Source organism: [Leptolyngbya] sp. PCC 7376 (assembly GCF_000316605.1).
Classification (GTDB): Bacteria; Cyanobacteriota; Cyanobacteriia; order Cyanobacteriales; family MRBY01; genus MRBY01.
The window spans coordinates 3274085-3296521 of the sequence record NC_019683.1; the positions used below are offsets into that span (position 1 = coordinate 3274085).

Below are 22437 nucleotides of genomic sequence, written 5' to 3' on the forward strand. Positions count from 1 at the left end.
CGATCGCCACCTAGATTTTAGGACATCTACTATATGATTAGTCCTGCAAATAATATTTTCGCTATGCTCTGGTCATTCCCGTAAAATCTAGGGACGACCTATTGTCTGACTACCGTGGAAAAATATCTTGATATAGCCATCAAATATGGTATGGATTTCGGCATTCGCTTTCTCGTTGCCCTAATTGTCTTAGCCATTGGCTTACTGGTTGCCAAAGTACTACGCAATCTCATTAAAGCAATCATGTCGAAGGCAAAAGTTGACATGACGATTACCAACTTTGTTGGAAATCTGACCTATATTGCCTGCATTGCTTTACTTGTCGTCGTCGTTCTAGAACAAATTGGCATTGCAACCACCTCCTTTGTCGCTGTTTTGGGTGCTGCTGGTCTAGCGCTCGGTTTGGCGATGCAGGGTTCCCTCAGTAATTTCGCCTCTGGATTTTTGCTAGTAATCTTTCGTCCCTTTAAGATTGGCGATCGCATTGAAGCCGGAGGAGTAGAAGGAGAAGTTGAAGAAATATCTTTATTAACGACCTCATTAACGGCCTCAGATAATCGCAAAATTATCATTCCAAATAGCAAGATTTATAACGACAATATTATTAATTTCTCTGCTTATCCCACGAGTCGTATCGATTTTAAATTTACGATTAGCTACGACGATAGTATCGATAAGGCTAAACAAATTTTTGCGGATGTAATTGCAAAAGAGAATCGAATTTTAAAAGAGCCTAAATCAAAATGCGTTGTTACAGAATTATCCAATCGCGGCGTGGAATTTAAAGTAAAAGTCTGGGTGGACAACTATAACTATGGTAAAGTTCGTGCTGAGATTAATGAACAGGTGAAAAAGGAATTTGATCGTAAAGGTTTAACGATTCCCTATTCTCATCCTGATGCCTACATGTATTCATTACAGAAGCTACGCAAAATGTTTTTCTAGGGAGAATTCAGGAGAGCATTTATGTCGATATGTGTTGCGCTAATTGCCCATGACAGCAAGAAAAATGACATGGTGGGACTGGCGAAAAAGTATGAGTCTATTCTTGGGCGTTACAGACTTGTTGCCACGGGTAATACTGGGGAACAGATTCTCAATGCCACAGGTTTAGAAGTTGAATGTTTAGCCACTGCGGTCAATGGTGGTGTGTTGCAGATTGCGGCCAAGGTGGTTTCTGGGGAAATTGCGGGCGTTATTTTTCTGATGGATGCGCTTACGCCGCAGCCCTATGAGCCGGATCTCCAAGCTTTGATTCGGGTTTGCAATCTCTATGACATTCCCCTCGCCACAAACCTTTCTATTGCGGAATTATCGATTCAGGCGATCGCCAAACGTCGGGAAGCATATTTGATTTTCAATCCAGTGGCAGGACAGGGCAATCCAGATCAAGATTTGGCACAGATTCGCAATATTTTGGAGCCTCAAGTTAATCTCCATGTGATTTTCACAAAGCCTGATATTGATCCTGTTGACCAGGCAAAGGAAGCGGTTGCAGCTATCCAAAAACTTCAAGCCAATAATGATCAAGGTTGCATTATTGCCTCCGGTGGTGATGGGACTGTATCGGCGATCGCCGGGGTGACCATAGAGACAGACATTCCTTTGGGAGTGATACCGCGCGGGACGGCTAATGCTTTTGCTGTGGCGTTGGGTTTACCCACAAATCTAAAGCGCGCCTGTGAAACCATTGCTGCCGGAAATACACGCAAGGTGGATGCGGCTTATTGTAATGACATTCCGATGGTGTTGTTGGCAGGCGTGGGATTTGAGGCAGGGATGGTGAATAATGCCAACCGCGAACTCAAAAATCGTTTGGGTAGTCTCGCCTATATTTTGTCGGGAGCACAGCAATTTTTCACGCAGGAAGATTTCAATGCAACTATCGAATTAGACGGTGAAGTTTTAGATATTAAAACTGGGGCAGTGACCGTGGCAAATGCGGCTCCATCCACATCGGTAATGGCGCAAGGATTTGGGAGCGTAATTCCGGATGATGGCCTGCTGGAAGTCACAATCCCGGCTTCCAATAACCTCTTACAAGGTCTCAACTCATCTCTAACGCTATTAGCTTCAGCTCTCGTAAAGACTAAAGTTGAAGATGAAGCTTTGATTTGTATCCGCACAGATCGCGTCAAAGTTACGACTGATCCACCACAGCAACTTGTCGTCGATGGGGAAATCTTAGAAGCAAACCCCATCGAATTCACTTGTGTCCCAAAAGGATTAACCGTATTTACTCCTCTCCAAACTGTTTAATGACTTAACCCAACACATCATATGCAAAGTAAAAAGCCTAGAGATAATATGTTCCATCTCTAGACTCAACAAAAGATTATTCAACTGATTCCCTATGCTAACTTATGGAGCGATTTCTTAAATAGCAAAGATATAAATGATCAGTTCCATTAATTTCATATGTAATCCAATTCGTATGGAAGCAGAACTAAAATATTAAGCATCTCGAATTAAACTAAACGCGAATCTGTATAGTCATTGTACAGTTAGTGAATTCTCCAACATAGTCATAGCCATCTTGATACTCTTTATAGTCACAAATCCATTCTTGATTTGTCGCATACATTCCAAAATCAGGAATATGAAGATCTCCATTACCTTCTAACTTGCGAGTAACAGCCAGCCTTTCCTTATTCCCCACTTGAGCGGTTTTGGTTTGATCCTTTTTATTAGAAGAAGACGTGAGACGAACTCGCTGCTGACCCTGTGGACCATCATCTATCCGAGTAACAGTGTAGTTATTAGCTACACCCACTTTCTGGGCAAAAGAAACATCTGGAAAGATAGACAGAATAAGAACCATGGTTGCGGCTAATAAACCAACGACTATAAAATGCAGCTTTTTCCCTTGCATAACACTCACTTCAATAAATACATAATTGACGTAGAAATCATATGTTTTCTGTCGATCATGAGATGCAAAGATCTCGGAAAAATTTAGATTTATCAATAAATCTTTGTCAAATGCTCTCCCATTTCCTTTTGGCGCATTGGTATGGAGTCAATTTCAGAAAAGATAGGATTTAGATTAATTAGAGTAGAGCTGCGTAGTTTTGTGCCACCATCTTTGCCAATTAATACAACAGCACAATCACTATCACTGGAATTGTAGCGATATAAATTTCTGGCAGATAAGGCGATCGCCTGATGCTTCTTTGGCGTGACAAAGTTCTGGCTCGTACCTGAAGAATATTTCTCAGATTGAGCATTCCCGCCAATTTTTGTGTCAATCTACTTTGTGGTCTCATTGCCTATTGTCATCAGCCCAAGAAACCTTCTCTAAAACTTGATTAGAACCTTGATTCCTTATCCCGAACTCACGTGTTCTTACGGATATGAGTAGATTGACATTCCGGACATTTCATTGGGTTAGCATCCTCAATTCATACTTCTATTCTGCAATGCTCCCAAGACAATCTTTGATCAGCAACCAATTACAGAGAGAGAGATTCAGACTGAACATCCACTTGTTCGAGATACTCTCTAAATCTTTCGAGATCAGCCTGAATTGTTGACTCAACAACTTTTCCGAGAAACAAATTATCCATCACCTGTCCTAAAACACCAGGGATATCGTAAGCAATACTCAGTCGAACAATGCTACTGGCTTTACGGTCATAAAAACGTACAGCACCGCGATTCGGCAGGCCATCGATAGATTCCCACTGAATAATTTGATTTGGCACTACCTTGAGAGTTTTGGAGAGCCATTTAAACTCAAACGAGCCACTCGCTAATTTCCAGCGGGATAACTCTGAATTCTCATCCAAAATCTCAACTGACTCAATCCATTTCATCCATTTTGGCATCTGCTCAAGGTCAGACCAAAGTCCCCAAACCGTTTCGATGGGGGCATTTACTTCGATCTGTACACTGTGTTCGAGCCAGCTAGACATAAAACTTCATATTGAAAATCGCTTCACTACTCTAACAGAATTATTTCGATACTTGGGATGCACTATAGATATTAAAAAGAGGCGATCGCCGCCCCCTTTTCTTATCGAACTACCAATAATGATTGTGTGGTTTTTACTGGTCGAGTTTGAGTACAGCCATAAACGCTTCTTGAGGTACATCAACCGTACCAATTGCCTTCATCCGTTTCTTACCCTTTGCCTGCTTCTGGAGCAGTTTTTTCTTACGGGAAATATCACCGCCATAACATTTAGCGAGAACGTCTTTGCGCAACGCTGGAATATGTTCACTCGCAATAATTTTGGAACCGATCGCCGCCTGAATAGGAATCTTAAATTGGTGACGAGGAATAAGTTCTTTAAGCTTTTCAGCCATTGCCCGACCCACATAATATGCCTTATCACGGTGGACAATCATCGCAAGCGAATCGACAGGATCCTTATTCACCATCAGATCAAGACGCACTAGCTCACCCTTACGATACCCAATCAATTGGTATTCCATACTTGCGTAGCCACGGGTTCTGGATTTGAGCTGATCAAAGAAATCTGTTACCACTTCCGCTAAAGGCAACTCGTAAATAATATTAGTGCGACTCTCTGTAAAGTACTTCATATCCTTGAAGACACCACGACGAGTTTGGCAAAGATCCATGATTGTCCCGACGAATTCTTCCGGCGTAATCACATCAACTTTGATGTAAGGCTCTTCAATTTGTTCGCGCTTCTGAGGGTCAGGCAATTGGCTAGGATTATCAATTTCAACCACCTGCCCATCAGTGGTCGTTACCCGATAAATTACCGATGGCGCTGTCGTAATCAGATCGAGATTGTATTCACGCTCCAAACGCTCTTGCACAATTTCGAGGTGGAGTAAGCCCAAAAAGCCACATCTAAAACCGAAGCCCATTGCAGTCGATGTTTCCGGTTCAAAAGATAATGCCGCGTCGTTCAATTTGAGTTTGTCGAGAGCGTCGCGCAGGTCAGGATATTGATCCGCATCCGTGGGGAATAGCCCACAAAAAACCATGGGTTTCGCTTCCGTATAACCTGGCAAAGGCTCCTCTGCTTTTTCAACAGCGGCGGTGATTGTGTCACCAACACGGGCATCTTCTACAGATTTAATTGAGGCAGCAAAATAACCTACTTCTCCGGCGTGAAGGCTATCGACGTGAATTTCATTCGGGGCTAAAATACCTAGTTCGTCAATTTCATATTCTTTTTTTGACGCCATCAAAAGGACTTTGTCGCCTTTTTTGATTTCACCGTCCATCACTCGGAAATAGACAATTACACCGCGATAGGGATCGTAATAACTATCGAAAATAAGTGCTCGGAGCGGTTTGTCGATGGTGTCTTCTGGCGGCGGCACTTGTTGCACCACAGATTCGAGAATGTCCTCAATCCCAATCCCAGCTTTCGCAGAGGCTTGAATAATATCTGTGCAATCAAGGCCAACAACTTCTTCAATTTCTTCGGAAACACGATCCGGTTCAGCACCGGGAAGGTCAATCTTGTTGAGAACCGGAATAATTTCGAGATCATTGTCGAGGGCAAGGTAAACATTCGCAAGGGTCTGGGCTTCAACGCCTTGGGAAGCATCTACTACCAATAATGCGCCTTCACAAGCAGCGAGCGATCGCGATACCTCGTAGGAAAAATCGACGTGACCGGGGGTGTCAATCAAGTTGAGAATATATTCGTTGCCGTCTCTAGCGGTGTATTGCATCCGAGCAGCTTGGAGTTTGATGGTAATACCCCGCTCCCGCTCTAGCTCCATATTGTCTAGAAACTGCTCTTTCATGTCCCGCACAGCAACGGTACGCGTATCCTGCAACATCCGATCCGCAAGGGTCGATTTACCGTGGTCGATGTGGGCAATGATTGAAAAATTTCGGATGCGAGAGACAGCAACGTCAGTCATGAAACGTCCATTAATTTCTAGAAACTATATTTATTTTAATATTCTTCGCCTACCCTCTGACAGAAAGATATGGCGATCGCCCTTTTCTTCCACTCTCTATCGAGATGAAAGGCGATCGTCAACCAACTGATTAACAAAGAATAAAAAAAGAGTTAGTTTCAAAGGTACATTTACCTATTCTTAAAGTCTGTAGTGCTTCATCACTGTTAGGATACATGTGCTGAAAATTTATACACCTAATAGTGTAAATTTCTCGTATATTGCTTTCATTTGTTCTGAATCTAAACGGGAGAGTAACACTCAACATATCTGTGGCAACTCGTTTCATTCCCCGCATTCAATTGCTAGTAATCCAGGCACCGTCATCTTGATCTATTCTTTCGCTCTAGATTTTACGACCCAAAATCCTTCCTAATGACTAATACAAATCAGCAAAACGATACAGATTATATTCTACAAACCCAGAATGTAAGCGTCTATTATGGTAATTTTCTGGCTATTAAAGGTGTCTATCTAGACATACCCAAAAACCAAGTTACAGCTTTTATTGGTCCTTCTGGTTGCGGTAAGAGTACCCTATTACGTTGCTATAACCGCCTCAATGATTTGATTTCGTCTTTCAAAATAGATGGCGACATTGCTTACCATGGCAGCAGCCTCTACTCCGCAGATGTTGATCCAGTTGAAGTTCGCCGTCGTATCGGAATGGTTTTCCAGAAACCTAATCCCTTCCCAAAATCGATCTATGACAACATTGCCTACGGCGCTAGGATTAATGGCTATAAAGGCAATATGGATGAGCTTGTTGAGCAATCTCTCCGTCAAGCTGCTCTCTGGGATGAAGTCAAAGATAAACTCCGCCAAAGTGGTTTAGCCCTCTCCGGCGGTCAACAACAGCGCCTTTGTATCGCCCGTACCATTGCGATTCAACCAGAAGTTGTCCTAATGGACGAACCTTGTTCGGCATTAGATCCTATTTCAACATTAAAAATTGAAGAACTGATTCATCAGTTGAAGGAAAAATACACTATCGTAATCGTGACGCACAATATGCAGCAGGCATCACGCGTTGCTGATATTACGGCATTCTTTAACGTGAAGACCAATGAGGATGGCACTCGCCAAGGTTATCTCGGTGAATGCGATCGCACAGAGGTGATTTTCCAGAATCCTCGCGAACAAGCCACACAAGAATACGTTAGCGGTCGTTTTGGATAGGGATCACTTCAAGTATTGTTAGTTGGTCAGATATTGAATATTTATGTAATGACCTAGTCTGCAATGTTGATTTATCAGTACGTTGCAGATTTTTTGTGTATTTAGAGGCTTAGGGTAACTGGCGGGATATTAACTGCGATCACCCTTTATTTGCTGTGATATTGCGGGTAGGACCCTAAAGATCCGGTAAGATTAAACCTAATAACATCTGAAAATTTATTTGATTCGTGGTCGAATACAATTTAAGTTGGCTGCTATAGTCAGCTTTTTCAGACAAGACAACTTTTTTTCTTCCTTCTCGCAATTTGACCTATGGTCGTAGCCTCAAACTCACGGAAATATAACCACTACCTCATTGTTAATGATGATCAAGGTGAGCGGGAATATACTTTGACCGAATCAAAATACACCTTGGGGCGAAAGAGTGACTGCAGTATTGCTCTTGATTCTCATTTTGTTTCGCGTTTGCATGCGACACTCCTGCGTTGTCTCCACAATGATGGTCAATCTTACTACCGTTTACTAGATGGCGATGGGTACCAGCAGACCAGTGCAAATGGCATTATCGTCAATGGTAAGAAAGTGACTGCTTATGAACTAAAGCACGACGATAAGATCATTTTTGGCCCCCAAGTTTATGCCGTTTATCGTTACCGTGAGGTTGGTGAGATGGCCTCCTACGGAAAAATAGCGAAGGAAGAAGATCCTTTTGATATCACGCTCATCGACCCAGCGATGATTGATGAAGATATGACTTTAGGAGGAGCCATTGGGGATGTTGACACGGGGAATGATAATGATGATGTTTCCACTCAGCTCCTAGATACTTCGCCAGGGTCTGAAGAAGAATAGATTTCACAGGTAAACGCTAACTCTCTTTAAATTGAGTGAAACATTCAAAACGAGGCGTTTGTATAGGCTCCCCATAGTTTTGCAGCATAGTAGCTACTGCCTTGGGTTGGCGTGTTATCGTCATTGCCGAGCCAAACTGCGGTAACGAGTTTCTGTGACGGAACATAGCCGACAAACCACATATCGACATTGCGATTGGTGGTGCCTGTTTTTCCTGCCTCATCAAGTCCAAGACGTGCGACTTTAGCTGTGCCGCTCTGGATAACCCCCTGCATCATTTGGGTCATGGTTTGGGCTGTGCTCTGGGAAATTACTTGTTCGCGCCGAAAGTCAGAACGTTTGCTGAAGTCATAGAGCAGGTAGCAGCTGTCGATAGTTGCTCCTTTGCAGTCACTGCTGTCATAAATTTTGCGAATGGCATGGGGCTTATGCCATGTGCCACCATTGGCGAAGGTGGCGTAGGCACCGCTCATTTCTAGGACGGTAACTTCGCTTTCTCCTAGAACCAGACCGGGTGCAGCGTTTAGGTCTGATTCGATACCTAGTTGTTGAGCAAAGCTGATTACATTTTTTAAGCCGACTTCTTTAGCTACTCGGAGGGCGATCGCATTTTCAGATTGGGCAATACCTCGAAACATATCAGTTGTTCCTGTGCTAGTCCGTTCACAGCCACGATATTGTTGTCCCTGCCAATTGAGAGGGCTACAGGAGAAGGATGTGAATGGGGAAATGCCTTCAGCGATCGCCGCCCCATAGCCAAACACTTTAAAGGTAGAACCGGGTTGGCGTTTAGCTTGCACTGCCCGATTAAATTGGCTTTCGGCATAATTTTTACCGCCGACCATTGCAAGTAATTCACCTGTGTCACTATTGAGGGTGGCGATCGCCCCTTGGGAATACCCGACTTTTGCCCCGTCTGTGTCAATGGAATCTTCAAGTGCTTTTGCCGCTGTGCGCTGCATCTGCAAATCTAGGCCTGTCTCGATGTAGAGATTGCCCATTTTGAGGGCATCTTCTCCAAGCAATTCCGTTAGTTCTTGTTGCACATAACTGTAAAAGTAGGGGGCGGCATTATTCGACAACGCACGGCGAGCATCCTCACTGAGGCGATCTTCGATAGGCGTTAACTTTGCTTGGCGTTGCTCTTGATCTGTGATCATCCCAAGTTTATGCATCCGGTCGATTACGAGATTACGTTGTTCACGGGATTTTTCGGGGTTCACAATCGGATTAAAGGCATTGGGAGCAGGCAGCATAGCGATCAAGGTTGCCGACTCAACCAAATCAATATTGCGAGCAGATTTATCGAAATAAAATTGTGCTGCGTCTTCAAAACCCGATTGGCCAACGCCCAGATAAACCTTATTCAGATAGAGCGATAAAATCTCATTTTTACTGAAAAAGGTTTCCATCTTGAGGGCAACAATCATTTCCCGGAGCTTGCGACTGGCCGTTTTCTCTGTACCCACTGCAGGAAATAAACTACGGGCAACTTGCTGGGTAATCGTACTTGCGCCTTGGGAAACATTCCCTTTGCTGAGGGCAACTTTGACGGCTCTGGCAATGCCAATCGGATCAACGCCCACATGCCAATAAAAACGGGCATCCTCGGAAGCTAAAACGCCTTGGCGCAGATAGGGGGAAAAATCTTTCAGTCGTTGAATTTCGCGATGGCTATCGGTGGTGACTGGATTAATGGCTGTCTCACCATCGTTGGCAAAAATCACAACGGGACCAGTCACGCCAGCGGGCAGAGGGTTGAGCGGAAATTTTGACCATTGCCATGCCAACAGCAGACAGATAAAACCGATAAAACCGCCTGTGCCCATCAGCCCGTAACGAATCAGTTGTACCCAAATGGGTGGTTTATAGCGATAGGTCAGTTTAATGGCCTGGGCGAGTTCTGGAGGAGCTAGGTAAACGACATCGCCATTGCGGAGGGGATAGCTGCGGGTTTTACGTTTGTTGATGTAGAGGCCATTGGATGACTTCTCGTCTTGAATGATGTAATGGCGCGGATGGTTGGGGTCTTTGCTCAGGGAAAAATGGGTGGCGCTAACGGTATCGTTTTTGATTGGAATATCGTTTTTTCGGCTGCGTCCTCCGGTATGGCGATCGCCGACGAGAGGATAGGGTTTAGTATGGCCTTCGACATGAATTTCAGGAACTCGGGCATCCGGCTTGAGGGTTTGCTGTCCAAAGCTCACCATTGTATTGATGGCTTGGGTAACCATTTGTCCAATCTGAGTCTTGGGAGGTTGTTGATTGGGTTGAGTCATCGATTACACTACCGGACGGCAAACACCATAAACGTACAGGATCTAGAATAGTCAATTTTTCTACCCTTGAAAGGGCTGTTACAGATTTTGCACTTCTCAAACTTTACTGAAAGTTCTCCGACGAAGCTTTGATGATCTTGTAGTCTTAGGGAAATTTGATTAAAGTTTTGGATTCTTCCTGCCGCGCTATGTTCATCCTCAAGCAATCGTCAGTTCTCCTCCCATGCCTTATTTTTACGACTTTGGGTAGTGTATCCACGGCGATCGCCCAAACGACTCCTTCAGAAATTGCCCAGACGGAAACTACGACGGAATTATTTGTAAAACCGCAGTACGGCGTGAATTTTACGACGGGGCCAGGTTCAGGTTATGAAAGCTCCTATGGATCATTTTATGGCTGGTTTCCCTTTGCACAGGATGGCACTAGCCAGCTGCTATTTACAGAAGCACGCGGGAATATCGATACGGATAACGGTAATTGGGGCGGCAATGTGGCTCTGGGTTACCGGAATTTTTCAGGCAAAACGATTTTAGGTGGCTATATTGGCTACGATGTGCGCGGCTTAGAAGACTGGACAACCCACCAAATTGGCTTGGGGGTCGAAGCTCTTAATCCAGGATGGGAAGCGCGAGTTAATGGTTATATCCCAGTGGGCGATCGCCGCGAAACGATCAGGAATTCTACCCTCAGCTCAAGCACGACAAGCAACACCACGACAAATACTGTCGTTTCAGACCCGACGTTCAGCAGCAATAATTTGGTGGTGACAGCTGATACCCTCACAACAATCACCACGACCACACGCACTATTCGAGAACTAATTTCCGAAGAATCCCTTGGCGGTTTGGATATCGAGACAGGCGCAAAACTAACCACTTGGCAAAATGGTTTTCTCAAAGGATTTTTAGGCTCTTATCTTTACAGTGGCGATCGCACCGAAACCTTTTTGGGTATCCGAGGTCGTCTTGAAGCAAAATTTTCCAACTTGAATTTAGGTCTAGGTTTAGAAAGCGATGGTGAATTCGGCACTAATTTAATTTTCTCGATCGGCGCAAATTTTGGTGGTCAGCCATCCAAGGCTTCTGATTCAAAAACTGACAACCTTGTCTTACCGCTCCAACGTCAACGAAATATTGCACTAAATCAGTTTAGAGAGTTCACTGAGCAAACAGAAACGAGCACTGTCACAAATACAACGACTTCAGACCCTGTCGTGCTGAATAATCCTGTCACAGGTCAACCTTGGTTCTTTAGTCATGTCAATCTTGAGTCGATGAGTGATGGTAGTGGTACTGAAGAAGATCCTAACAACCTAATCGCAACGGCTTTAGGAATTGTGCCGCAGGATGGCAACGGCATTGTCTATGTCGAAGGCACAGGGACTTCTTCTCCTGGTTTTACAGTGCCCGCGAATGTCAAAGTTGTTTCTAGTGCGCCACTCTTACCTCAAGTGCTTAATAGCGTTCCCGCTCTGCCTTCAGTTGATGTTACTAGCAGTGTTTTAACTGGTAATGTTACTTTGCCCCGCGCGGGGACAGGCGATCGCCCCGAAATCACTTCTGATGTTGGGTTTAGCAATGGTGGCGGCGAGCTGAACGGTTTTGAATTTAATAATGGTAGTCGTATTACATTTGCAGATATTGGCGGGACAGTGACCGTTGCCAATAACGTTATCAATAACAGTACTGGCGATGCCATTGAAGCAAATATTAGTAACGGCTCTACTACGACAATTAATGTCCTCAATAATCAAATTGATAATCCGCAATTAACAGGTGGAATGACAGTCCCTTCAGCCGATGGAATTGATATTGAGGTGTCAGGTAACTCAAATGTGACTCTCCTTGCTGAAGGTAATACAATCACAAACTCACAAAATTCTGGTATTGAACTAGAAACGAATCCCAATAGCGATGCCCCTAATTCCAGCCTCAATAGCACAATCACCAATAATCAAATTACAAATTCAGGTGGCGATGGTATTCTCTTTCTCCACAACAGCAATGTTGCTATGACAATGACTGTGGATAACAACGCTATTGATCAGGCAGGACTTCTCGGTAACGGGATTACGCGGACACCGGGACCACCTGCTGTTGATATTGGTGCAGGTGGTTTTGGCGTTGGTGTGATTACTTTAGGTGATGGTAATTTAGCTTTGGCAATTACGAATAATCAAATTAGTAATACCCAAGACGCAAAAATAGGTATCGCAGTAAATCCGGCCTTTGTTTATCTCGACTCTGCGGCATCCACTGTATTGGGTGGTAGTGGTAGCGGTAATATCACACCAGATAATCCATTAGTCACTGTATTTTTACAAACTGAATTTGCTGGTAGCTCTCGTATTGATGCCGATATTTCTGGTAATAATCTGACGGGTAGCGGTGCAGGAATTGATGATTTATCCAGTCTAGTGGGAATGAATGGTGTCGGTTATAACTTATCGAATTACAACAATGGTAGTTTTACGGCGATCGCAGGGAATAACGGTACAGTTTGCCTCAATCTTGAAAATAATATGGCGGATAGTATCGGCGGCTCAGGTTTCCAGTTTGTTAGGAATAACAGCAGCCAAATTACCAATTTTTCCCCAATGAGTGGCTCTTTCTTCTTCGGTCCATCCAATCCACAACTAATTATTGGCACAAATACTGGAAATACTGGTTCAGTTAATACACCTGATTTACCGACGACTTCTGGTGTATGTAACTAGCATTTTCGAGGGTCTGAGGTGATTCTCTAACAGATTAGGCGATCGCCTCGTAAGCTCCTAAGACGATTAGACCAAAGCCAGTCAACCAACCCATAATGCGATTATCAGAGCCCATGTTTAATGCGGCCTTGCCGAGCATTGTTCCACCGCCAATCATGATGATAGAAGTCGCAATGCTTAGGGTGGTGACAAGACCAATTTCGATGTGAGCCATCCCTGCACCAATCCCTGTGCCCAGGTTGCTAACAGTTAAGCCAAGGCCAAGTAGCAATGAATCCTGTGCTGAAAGCGTACCTGTTTGGTCAAGACTAATATCTGTCGCTGCGGAACCAACAAGCTGCGGTTGGAGGTAGTGTTTGAGCTGTTCCCAAATGCTGAAGCAACCGATTGCAATTAATAGACAACTGCCAAACCATTGCGAGAAAAACGTCGGGAGATATTGGCAAATTAGGTCGCCTAGGAACATTGATGCCCAGGTACTGAGTCCTGACAAGAGTGCAATAATGAGATTGCCTGAGAGGGGAATGCTACGAGACTTAGTGCTGTACGCGACTCCAACTGCAAAATTGTCGAGATTTGTGGAGAAGGCGAGGGCGATCGCAATGGGCAATGTATCCATGTAATATTTGATCTAGGTGGCTCCGTGCCAGCCAATGTCAAGAAGTGTAACACCTATTGTTCACATTTTTTTACAAATATCTTTCCTTTGACAGATTGTTTTTGAGAAGAACTTATTTTTATGGCTAAATCTGCATCTCCACGCCGAAAAAAGAACTGGTCGCCCTGGTTGGATAGTTTGGCGTTGGTGCTCTGGGGCAGTTTATTGCTGAAGTATGGGATTACTGGGCAGCTCGCGTTACTGATCCACCCAAATTATTTTGGGCTCTGTATGGGAGCAGGGGTTATATTGCTTTTGTTGGGTCTCGGTAAGCTTTGGCAAACGATTAATCCAAGTCTCGATCCGAGTGAATCTGTACAACACGTGGCGCTGTTGCCCCAAAATGTGGCGAGCTTTTTAATGATTGTGGTGGCGATCGCCGGATTTATCATTTCGCCATCGGTTTTAGCGAGCCAAACAGCAATTCAGCGGGGCTTAACGGAAGAGTTACCTTTAACACGCAGTCAGCCGGAAAGTTTTCGGGCAGGGTCGAATCCAGAAGAACGGACGTTATTAGATTGGATTCGAACATTGAATGCTTATCCTGAGCCTGACGCTTACACCGGTGATCCAGTTACAGTGAAGGGTTTTGTGACATCATTGCCGCAGCTTCCTGAAAATTACGTGATGGTATCGCGATTTGTATTGACCTGCTGTGCTGTTGATGCTTATCCGGTAGGTTTACCTGTGAAGTTTGAGGAGAAACCCACTTTTGCAAATGATCAGTGGATCGAGGTGCAAGGGGAGATGATTACGGAAGATCTTGAGTTGGGAGATGAGGATGGTGAGGTGGGTTTACCTCAGCGCCAATTGGTGATTAGTGCTGCCGAAGCCAAGGAAATTCCGACGCCCCGAAATCCTTACGACTATTAAATGTTTTTGTCTAAAACGAGCTGGGGCGATCGCCTCCGAAAATGCGTCAGTTTTTTTGCTGGTGCAGCATTACTGGTGGGTTGCTCATCAAAAGATCAGCGTCCAGATGCATTATCCCAAGATGAGTTTATTCAGGTTTACTTCAATCATCTTGAGGCCAAAGGCGTTGACTATAAGGAGCCTTATCGAGACATTTTTCGGGCTGGGGATAATCTGGAGGCGGTTTTAGTTGCAGAAATTACCGCTGCCACCCAAAGCATTGACATTGCAATACAAGAAATAAATTTGCCACTAGTAGCGGAGGCGATCGCCCAAAAAAAGGCTGAAGGTTTAAATGTACGGGTCATTGTCGAAAATAATTACCGTCGTCCCTGGGTAGCTATTGACGAGAACGAATTATTGAAATTTGATGAGCAAGAGCAGCGTAAATATCAGGAATTTGTTGCCCTTGCCGATGATGATAAGGATGGATTTCTGAGTGATGAAGAAAAGGAAAAATATGATGCGATCGCCATTCTAGAGAATGCAGGTGTGCCAATCCTCGATGACACAGCAGACGGCACCAAAGGCAGTGGTTTAATGCACCACAAATTTATGGTGATCGATGGCCGCAAAATAGTCACAGGTTCCGCGAACTGGACATTGAGTGGTATTCACGGCGATTTCGCGAATCTCGATACCCGAGGCAATTTAAATCATTTATTGGTGATTGAAGATGGGGCGATCGCCGCAGAATTCACTAAAGAATTTGAAGAGATGTGGACAAACCGAAATTTTGGCGTCCAAAAAATTCAAGACTCCCCCAAAACTTTTACTGTTGGAAACAGCCAAGTCACCTTACAATTTTCACCATTTTCCAGTTCACAACCCTGGGAAAACACCAGCAATGGTTTAATCGGCCAAACTTTATCCCAAGCCGATAAATCCATTAATTTAGCCCTTTTTGTTTTTGCAGAACAAGACATCGCCAATATCCTCGAAACAGAATCACAGGAAGGCACAACGATTCAGGCTTTAATCGACTCAAGCTTTGCCTTTCGAGACTATAGCGATGGCTTAGATATGCTCGGAGTGAACATCAAAGAAAAATGTGATCCCTTTAACCGTCCATGGCGATCGCCGATTCAATCCGTTGGCACACCCAAACTCCCTCAGGGCGATAAGCTCCACCATAAATTTGCTGTTTTAGATGAATACACCGTAATCACTGGTTCCCATAACTGGTCAGCTTCCGCCAATTCTCAAAACGACGAAACGCTATTAGTGGTTCAAAATCCTCAAATTGCCCAGCATTTCCAGCGGGAGTTCGATCGTTTATACAGTGATTCCTATTTAGGAATACCACCATTTATTGCAGAGAAACAAAAATCAATTCCTGCTGACTGCATTCCTGCGTCTTCCCGCGGCATTGTAAACATCAACACTGCGACAGCTGTTGAACTCGAAACTCTACCTGGTATTGGAGAAAGCCTTGCTCAAAAGATTATTGAGAATCGTCCTTACAAAAATTCAAATGACTTACAGCGAGTCCCCGGGATTGGTGAAAAGAAAGTGGCAACTCTCGAAGGAAAAATTACTTGGTAAATCTTTTCTCTACCCATCAACTCCAACAGAATATGGCACAATAAGCAGGTCAAAATCCTTGTTTAGCGTAATTCTGTAAAGTATGTCTGCGAATCCTGAATGGTTAGCCCGTGGCACCAGCGAAATTTTTCCTGATAACCCCGATGATAATCTCGCAAAGGCGATCGCCGAAATTGACAGACCATTACGGGTGAAGTTGGGCATTGACCCCACAGGTTCTGATTTGCACTTGGGTCATAGCATTCCGTTTCGGAAGCTACGGGATTTTCAGGATGCTGGCCATACTGCAGTAGTAATTATTGGCGACTTCACAGCACAGATTGGGGACCCTACAGGTAAATCTGATGTACGTAAGCAGCTTACAGCTGAACAGGTCAAAGAAAATGCTCAGACTTATTTGGAGCAGCTGCGTCCGATTTTAGATTTTGATACTCCTGGACGTTTAGAGATTCGCTACAACTCGGAATGGCTCAAGGATCTTGACCTCGCTAAAACCCAAGAATTATTGGCGACCATGACTGTGCAGCAAATGTTGGCTAAGGAAGGCTTTGCAAAGCGTTATGACAGCGAAAATCCCATTTATATTCATGAGTTTCTCTATCCCTTAATGCAGGGTTATGACTCTGTGATGGTCGAGGCTGATGTTGAGCTGGGTGGCACTGACCAAAAATTCAATGTTGCGGTAGGTCGTGATCTGCTGCGATACTTTGGTAAAAAGCCCCAGTTTGGTTTACTCCTCCCGATTTTGGTTGGAACAGATGGCAAGGAAAAAATGTCGAAGAGCCTTAATAATTATGTAGGTCTCAAAGATAATCACCATACGATGTATCAAAAATTGCAAAATACCCTTGATACATTGTTACCCGACTATTTCGAGCTACTTACAAAAATTGATTTAGGAACTCTACCTGAAAATCCTCGTGAACAGCAGAAGTTATTGGCGCGAGAAATCGTCACCCAATTTCATGGTGCGGATGCCGCGACAGATGCAGAAAAAGCGGTTCAAAATGTAGCTGCGGCGAATATCCCTGAATTCTCTTTAGTAGAAATCGAGTTCCCCTCACCTCTTTTCTATATTCTTGGGGCAAGCGGTTTATGTTCCAGCAGTGGTGATGGTCGCCGTCAGATTAAAGGTGGTGCAGTCCGTCTTGATGATGAGCGAATGACTGATATAAATACGAAGTTTGAGTCAGCGGAGCAATTAATAGATAAAGTGTTGCGGGTCGGGAAAAAGAAGTTTATTCGTCTAATTCCTTAAGTCTGAAATAACGTTCAAAGGATTACTTGCGGTAAAAGTGTTGATCCTTTTACAGTTCAGCACCATATCTTTATGAGCTTAGGGGATGACAAGCAGGATAAAAAGATGGTGGAGAGTGAGTTTGAGGAAATGAAGGCAGAAAAAAAGTAGGGTGAAAATATCCTCCCTACTCCGACAAAAATGTTGCCTGAATTCTACCAGGGGTAATGCAAGCGTAGCTGTCACGAAGTACCATAAGCTGAAATCGGATGTCATATATAGCAGCGGATGCATCACTAATAGACTCTGGCCATTTCTCCGCCATTTCCTTCTGGGTTAGATGCCCATATTCCTCTGCAAAAGCACGAAAAGCATCTAGATCATTAATCTTCGGTTGAGGGCCTCGACGGTAATCTGTCTTCGGAGCGACTGAACCGATTTTCTCTCGTCGTTTCAGCCACAGGTCTAGCGTATTTCGGCTAATACCAAAGAAGCGACAGATATCACTTTTTCGTTCACCTTTATCGAAGGCGGCAACAGCTTTTAGGCGTAAATCAAGACTATGGGGAGCAGGCATGGCATCTATGTTTATTGCTTCTATCCTATTCTGTCTTAACCCACTCCTTGCCTGCTATAGGTTGGCGGTCATCGGTATTTCCGGGCGTCACTTGGACGTTGAGTAATTCTCCTCGCTCATTGATGACCAGGTGTAGTTTGAAGCCGAAGAACCATCCCACCGAAGTCTTGCCCCTTGCCGCGCAACCTTCAAAAACACGGTGTTGAGAGATACGGCGATTATGGCAAACCTTGATGCTGTTGGCATCAATGAAGCTAATACCAGTGCATTATCCGAAGCATCGTCGCAGATATGTACAGAGAGGAATCAAGCTCGAAGGTATCCATGTCACAAAGCGTTGATAGCTCACAGCTAGAGGAAACTCTTGTTGCCAATCGCATTTCACCTTGATGAGATAGAAATGCTTGAAATTTCGATAGTGAGATTGATGGAAAGCAATGAGAATAGTCATCACCTCACTCAGACTGAGGCTTCTCTGACGGCGACGGTATTTTTTGCCAGAGCTGAGTAACGCTTGATGCCATAAGGGTTCAAAGACTTGGCAGAAATCATCAACATGGCAAAACAGAGCCTCTAGACTGGACATGGGAGAAAGCCGTGGATTCGTTACAACTTCCACGATATGGGCTTTCTCCTTTTCTTTCCTTATCCAGAACTCACGTTATTTACCAGATTTGAACAAGATTGAGCGGTGCTGGTCTTGGTTGAAAAGCCGCATTCGAAAACAACTCAAACACTTTCCATCTCTGAGAGATGCGATGGATATGACTCTTCGTTCTGCTACGTCTTAACTCTTTTGACCACTGCTATAGTTTGAAGCCAAAGAACCAACCCACAGAGGTTTTCCCTCGAGCAGCATGACCATCAAAAACGTGATGTTGAGAGATACGGCGATTGTGACAAACCTTGATACTGGTGGCATCAATAAAGCTGATTCCTGTGCATTGACCATAACAGTGACGCAAATAGACACACAGCGGTACTAATGTTGAAGGCATCCACTCCACAAAACGTTGATAACTTACTGCTCTGGGAAAAGCTCCTCGCCAGTGATGACGCACATTGATGAGATAGAAATATTGGAAATTACGATAGTGAGATTGATGAAATGTAATCAATATCGTCATTATCTCGCTGAGACTAAGGCTTCTGGGGCGACGCCGCCGTTGTTTCGAGGCCAGTAATTGTTGTTGCCATTGAGGTTCAAAGACTGGGCAGAAATCATCAACGGCACAAAACAAAGGCTCTAGACTGGTCATGGGAGAAAGTGGTGGGATTGCTTATCAACTTCCACAATATGCACTTTCTCCTTTTTCTTTCTTCTCCCGAACTCACGTTGGTTAGGCAAATCTCCCTTGGCTGCATTGCAACTATTTTTTATAAAAATAGAAGATAAGAGAGTTGAATTATCAGTCTCATGAATGTTTTCTCAACCCTCTCCTAGGAGAAATTATTGTGTCTATGAAAGATGTTATTGATGGAAATTAAAGGATATTTAGACAACAAAAAAGGCATAGAACTAGATGATTCCATACCTTCGATTTATCTGTTTTATTTTTTAGTAAAAAACCGAATCTTATCCCAATGGGTGGAACAAAAGATCAGGGAAAAAACGATTAAACTCGATTAAAAGACCAGCAGTGAAAACCATCATTGCAGTTAGCAGTACTGGTGCAGAAGATAAAAATTTACCCATGTGTTTTACTCCAGAAAGTAATGACTAAACCTAACTAAAATGCTCTAGCGAGGAGAAATGGGGACTTCCCCGTCTTTGACAATAAGTTCGCCAGAGGTGAACTCCTTCAGAGCTAGTAGAGGCCAAGAGAAGCCAGTTAGCATCACTTTAACTGCTAAAGGAACGTCGATGATGACTTCCTTCATAGCAGCGGTTTTGGGATCCTTGCGGACGGCGATTAGGTAGGCACGGCCAACCCAACCAATCCAACCGGTGATGAACAGGAATAAAATACTGGGGATTAAGAAATCACCAGCATGGTCAAGGCGACCATCAACAATGAGGCGGGGTAGACCCTCAGGGCCGCAGAGCGCGTCAGAATAAGCATCTGCGCGATTTTGGCCAGAGTTGGGGTCTGCGGTGGTGTTGCGGAAAGTCTTCGCTCTGTTTTGGAATGCGGCGGACTCACTACAAGGAGTAAGGTGAGATAGCGTGTCAGCTTTTACAGGAGTTGCAAAGCCGAGCCACAATGTTAAAGAAAGAGCAAAGGCGCAAACAACAGCTACGAAACGTTGCATAAGTTTGTTTCCTTTTGTTACAAAATAATTAAGTTTTTTGTACAAAAGATACGCCAATCCATTTGTACTTCGGAAGCAATATTAATGGGAATAGCGTATCCAGTAAAGGCAAAAAAGGTTAAAGTTATTAACTTAAATCTAAGTTATACCGATATATGGGTATTGTTTTAGCAATCGAAACAAGTTGTGACGAAACAGCGGTTGCAATTGTTAATAATCGTAAAGTTCTTGGCCATATTGTCGCTTCACAAATTGACATTCATCGAGAGTTTGGTGGGGTGGTTCCTGAGGTTGCTTCTCGTCATCATTTAGAAAGTATTAATAGTTGCATTGCTGAGGCGTTTGAGCAGGCTAATCTCAGCTGGGATGAGATTGAGGCGATCGCCGCGACTTGTGCGCCGGGATTGGTCGGTGCTTTGTTTGTCGGGGTATCAGCTGCAAAGACTTTGGCGATGCTGAGAAATAAGCCCTTTGTTGGGGTACATCACTTAGAAGGTCATATTTATGCAAGTTATCTGAGTCAACCGGAATTAGAGCCTCCCTTTCTCTGTTTGTTGGTTTCAGGGGGACATACAAGCTTTATTGAGGTGCAGGGTTGCGGAGAGTATGAATTGCTTGGCCAAACTCGTGATGATGCCGCTGGAGAAGCCTTTGATAAAGTGGCGCGGCTTTTAGGTGTCGGTTATCCAGGAGGCCCAATCATCGATCGATTGGCAAAGGAAGGTAATCCTAAAGCATTTCCCTTGCCCGAAGGTCGGATTTCTTTGCCTGAGGGTGGTTATCATCCCTATGACTGTAGTTTTAGTGGTTTAAAAACAGCGGTACTGTATCTTGTTCAAAAATTAGAGAAAGCTGGCAACGAGATTCCTGTTAATGACATTGCAGCAAGTTTTCAGCATACGGTTGCGAAAGCCCTCACAAAACGAGCGGTTAGATGTGCTGGCGATCGCCAACTCAAGACGATTGTGGTGGGTGGTGGTGTTGCCGCAAATAGCGGTTTACGAGAGATGTTGACAGCAGCAGCGGCAGAAAAAGGCATTGCTGTACATTTTCCGCCTTTAAAGTTCTGTACAGATAATGCCGCGATGATTGCCTGTGCAGCAGCAGAACATTTCGATCGGGGCGATCGCAGCCCATTAAATTTATCTGTACAATCTCGTCTTCCGATTACTGAAGTTGCATCTTTATATCCTTCTACTTCACTAGGATAGTGTTATTCATCTCATAAGGTTGACTTGAAAAATTGGCTCATTATTTTATTGATCACTGCTGATTCACTGAAAAAAAGACTGTAGAAAATGTCTGTGAGTACTAGTGATATCTCTGGCAACCCAGAGTAAAACTAAATAATTAATAGCCCAACCTATGCGTCACTTTGTCTGTTCTGGTGTAATTATCTGTTCGCTACTGCTGTATAGTTGCGCTGCTCCAAACCCTGCGACACCTGATGCGACGCCTTCAGAAAATACTGGAACGATTCCAAGTAGTGAGACAGCGGAACAGGAAGATGATTCGCTACAAGAACTAAAAATCACTATTCTGCCCGATAACTCTAATGCTGAACGTGATGAGAGAATCGAAGAATTAAAGGCTTATTTAACGACTACTTTAAATATTCCCGTAGAATTCGATGCGGCGAGTAGCTACGAAGATGCTGTCGAAAAAATTGTGAATGGCTCAGTAGACGTAGCCTATCTTGGCCCTTTTACTTATATCAAGGCCAAAGAGCAAAATCCCAGTATTGAACCCATTGCTGCTCCCATTGATCAAAATACTGGTAGGCCTTGGTATACCAGCGTCATTATAGGCACAATCGATATTCAGTCTCTTGAAGAGATTAAAGGTCGACATTTTAGTTTTGTCAGTGATTCGTCTACATCGGGTTTTCTGGTTCCTAGTTATGAATTTAAGACTCTAGGCATCGATCCTGAAACGGATTTTGCATCAGTTCGTTATGGTGGTGCCCATGATAAAAATTTACAATTATTGCTTGATGCTGAAGTCGAGGCGATCGCCGTTGATCGTAATACCTATGGCCATGCTCTAGAGGCGGAACAACTTAATCCTGAAAAATTTCATCTAATCTGGGAGTCTGACCCCATTACTAACTCACCCATTGTTGTGTCTGGTGCAGTGCCAGAAGAGGTTAAATTGGCTCTCCAAAGAGCGTTTATCGATGCACCTAGTGGCCTTGTCACTGTTGGTGTTGCAGAAACCGAAGGCTATACCATCGTTGAAGATAGTGACTATGGACTCATCCGTAAGCTGCATGAAGAATTGGCGCATCCTCCAGAATCCTAAAAAGCAGCACGATCAGGCAAGGTTAAACTATT

At 44.0% G+C, this 22437-nt stretch carries 18 protein-coding genes and 5 pseudogenes; 12 read left to right on the forward strand and 11 right to left on the reverse strand.

The window, feature by feature from the left end; all coding sequences use genetic code 11:
- Positions 1-150: 150 nt before the first annotated feature.
- Positions 151-945 (forward strand): mechanosensitive ion channel family protein, encoded by a 795-nt coding sequence (locus tag LEPTO7376_RS14750; protein WP_015134963.1) that lies wholly within the window; start codon positions 151-153, stop codon positions 943-945.
- A 21-nt stretch (positions 946-966) separates the two neighbouring features.
- A complete protein-coding gene (locus LEPTO7376_RS14755; RefSeq protein ID WP_015134964.1) occupies positions 967-2259 on the forward strand; it encodes a methylglyoxal synthase in 1293 nt (430 codons plus the stop codon).
- Between the two features lie 214 nt (positions 2260-2473).
- Here LEPTO7376_RS14755 and LEPTO7376_RS14760 read toward each other — a convergent pair whose 3' ends face one another.
- Together LEPTO7376_RS14760 and LEPTO7376_RS29130 are read right to left on the reverse strand one after the other, a co-directional pair.
- On the reverse strand, positions 2474-2872 hold the full coding sequence (locus tag LEPTO7376_RS14760) for a hypothetical protein (protein ID WP_015134965.1): 399 nt from the start codon (positions 2870-2872) through the stop codon (positions 2474-2476).
- Positions 2873-2964: 92 nt separating this feature from the next.
- Positions 2965-3159 carry a DUF4174 domain-containing protein gene (locus LEPTO7376_RS29130; RefSeq protein ID WP_160148631.1) on the reverse strand — a complete coding sequence of 65 codons (195 nt, stop codon included), beginning with the start codon at positions 3157-3159 and terminating at the stop codon, positions 2965-2967.
- 41 nt (positions 3160-3200) lie between these two features.
- Between LEPTO7376_RS29130 and LEPTO7376_RS26485 the strand changes: the two are divergent.
- A pseudogene (locus LEPTO7376_RS26485) lies at positions 3201-3312 on the forward strand (IS982 family transposase); the annotation flags it as partial.
- 140 nt (positions 3313-3452) lie between these two features.
- Here LEPTO7376_RS26485 and LEPTO7376_RS14765 read toward each other — a convergent pair.
- Both LEPTO7376_RS14765 and lepA read right to left on the reverse strand, forming a co-directional pair.
- Positions 3453-3914 (reverse strand): SRPBCC family protein, encoded by a 462-nt coding sequence (locus LEPTO7376_RS14765; protein ID WP_015134966.1) that lies wholly within the window; start codon positions 3912-3914, stop codon positions 3453-3455.
- 133 nt (positions 3915-4047) lie between these two features.
- Complete coding sequence (gene lepA, locus LEPTO7376_RS14770; RefSeq protein ID WP_015134967.1) at positions 4048-5856, reverse strand: translation elongation factor 4; 1809 nt, start codon at positions 5854-5856, stop codon at positions 4048-4050.
- A 414-nt stretch (positions 5857-6270) separates the two neighbouring features.
- Here lepA and pstB point away from each other — a divergent pair, with 414 nt between their 5' ends.
- Together pstB and LEPTO7376_RS14780 are read left to right on the forward strand one after the other, a co-directional pair.
- Positions 6271-7074 (forward strand): phosphate ABC transporter ATP-binding protein PstB, encoded by an 804-nt coding sequence (gene pstB / locus LEPTO7376_RS14775; RefSeq protein WP_015134968.1) that lies wholly within the window; start codon positions 6271-6273, stop codon positions 7072-7074.
- Between the two features lie 312 nt (positions 7075-7386).
- Positions 7387-7926 carry an FHA domain-containing protein gene (locus LEPTO7376_RS14780; protein WP_015134969.1) on the forward strand — a complete coding sequence of 180 codons (540 nt, stop codon included), beginning with the start codon at positions 7387-7389 and terminating at the stop codon, positions 7924-7926.
- 44 nt (positions 7927-7970) lie between these two features.
- On the opposite strand, the gene LEPTO7376_RS14785 is transcribed toward LEPTO7376_RS14780, so the two are convergent.
- A complete protein-coding gene (locus tag LEPTO7376_RS14785; protein WP_015134970.1) occupies positions 7971-10205 on the reverse strand; it encodes a PBP1A family penicillin-binding protein in 2235 nt (744 codons plus the stop codon).
- 242 nt (positions 10206-10447) lie between these two features.
- Between LEPTO7376_RS14785 and LEPTO7376_RS14790 the strand changes: the two genes are divergently transcribed.
- Positions 10448-12922: an inverse autotransporter beta domain-containing protein gene (locus LEPTO7376_RS14790; protein ID WP_160148470.1), complete on the forward strand. Its 2475-nt coding sequence runs from the start codon at positions 10448-10450 to the stop codon at positions 12920-12922.
- A gap of 34 nt (positions 12923-12956) precedes the next feature.
- On the opposite strand, the gene LEPTO7376_RS14795 is transcribed toward LEPTO7376_RS14790, so the two are convergent.
- Entirely contained in the window at positions 12957-13541 is a 585-nt protein-coding gene (locus tag LEPTO7376_RS14795) for a hypothetical protein (protein WP_015134972.1), read from the reverse strand.
- Positions 13542-13661: 120 nt separating this feature from the next.
- On the opposite strand from LEPTO7376_RS14795, the gene LEPTO7376_RS14800 reads away from it, so the two are divergent.
- The 3 genes from LEPTO7376_RS14800 to tyrS all read left to right on the forward strand — a co-directional run bounded on the left by LEPTO7376_RS14800 (position 13662) and on the right by tyrS (position 17295).
- Positions 13662-14453 (forward strand): TIGR03943 family putative permease subunit, encoded by a 792-nt coding sequence (locus LEPTO7376_RS14800; RefSeq protein ID WP_015134973.1) that lies wholly within the window; start codon positions 13662-13664, stop codon positions 14451-14453.
- Entirely contained in the window at positions 14454-16037 is a 1584-nt protein-coding gene (locus tag LEPTO7376_RS14805; RefSeq protein ID WP_015134974.1) for a phospholipase D-like domain-containing protein, read from the forward strand.
- An 82-nt stretch (positions 16038-16119) separates the two neighbouring features.
- Entirely contained in the window at positions 16120-17295 is a 1176-nt protein-coding gene (gene tyrS / locus LEPTO7376_RS14810; protein WP_015134975.1) for a tyrosine--tRNA ligase, read from the forward strand.
- Positions 17296-17560: 265 nt separating this feature from the next.
- Here tyrS and LEPTO7376_RS14815 read toward each other — a convergent pair.
- Both LEPTO7376_RS14815 and LEPTO7376_RS29135 read right to left on the reverse strand, forming a co-directional pair.
- A pseudogene (locus tag LEPTO7376_RS14815) lies at positions 17561-17851 on the reverse strand (helix-turn-helix domain-containing protein); the annotation flags it as partial.
- A gap of 55 nt (positions 17852-17906) precedes the next feature.
- A pseudogene (locus LEPTO7376_RS29135) lies at positions 17907-18437 on the reverse strand (IS982 family transposase); the annotation flags it as partial.
- 76 nt (positions 18438-18513) lie between these two features.
- Here LEPTO7376_RS29135 and LEPTO7376_RS26490 point away from each other — a divergent pair.
- Positions 18514-18642 (forward strand): annotated as a pseudogene (locus LEPTO7376_RS26490) (IS630 family transposase); the annotation flags it as partial.
- Between the two features lie 18 nt (positions 18643-18660).
- Here the strand turns inward: LEPTO7376_RS26490 and LEPTO7376_RS14825 are convergent.
- From LEPTO7376_RS14825 to LEPTO7376_RS14830, 3 genes and pseudogenes are all read right to left on the reverse strand, one after another.
- Positions 18661-19110: pseudogene (locus LEPTO7376_RS14825) on the reverse strand (transposase); the annotation flags it as partial.
- A gap of 317 nt (positions 19111-19427) precedes the next feature.
- Positions 19428-19547, reverse strand: a complete 120-nt coding sequence (psaJ, locus tag LEPTO7376_RS24900; RefSeq protein ID WP_015134976.1) for a photosystem I reaction center subunit IX — start codon at positions 19545-19547, stop codon at positions 19428-19430.
- A gap of 44 nt (positions 19548-19591) precedes the next feature.
- On the reverse strand, positions 19592-20104 hold the full coding sequence (locus LEPTO7376_RS14830) for a photosystem I reaction center protein PsaF subunit III (RefSeq protein ID WP_015134977.1): 513 nt from the start codon (positions 20102-20104) through the stop codon (positions 19592-19594).
- Between the two features lie 155 nt (positions 20105-20259).
- Here LEPTO7376_RS14830 and tsaD point away from each other — a divergent pair, with 155 nt between their 5' ends.
- Together tsaD and LEPTO7376_RS14840 are read left to right on the forward strand one after the other, a co-directional pair.
- Positions 20260-21315, forward strand: a complete 1056-nt coding sequence (gene tsaD / locus LEPTO7376_RS14835; protein WP_015134978.1) for a tRNA (adenosine(37)-N6)-threonylcarbamoyltransferase complex transferase subunit TsaD — start codon at positions 20260-20262, stop codon at positions 21313-21315.
- A 154-nt stretch (positions 21316-21469) separates the two neighbouring features.
- The gene (locus tag LEPTO7376_RS14840) at positions 21470-22405 is read left to right on the forward strand and encodes a phosphate/phosphite/phosphonate ABC transporter substrate-binding protein (RefSeq protein WP_015134979.1); all 936 of its coding nucleotides are present in this window, start codon (positions 21470-21472) and stop codon (positions 22403-22405) included.
- Positions 22406-22437: the final 32 nt, after the last annotated feature.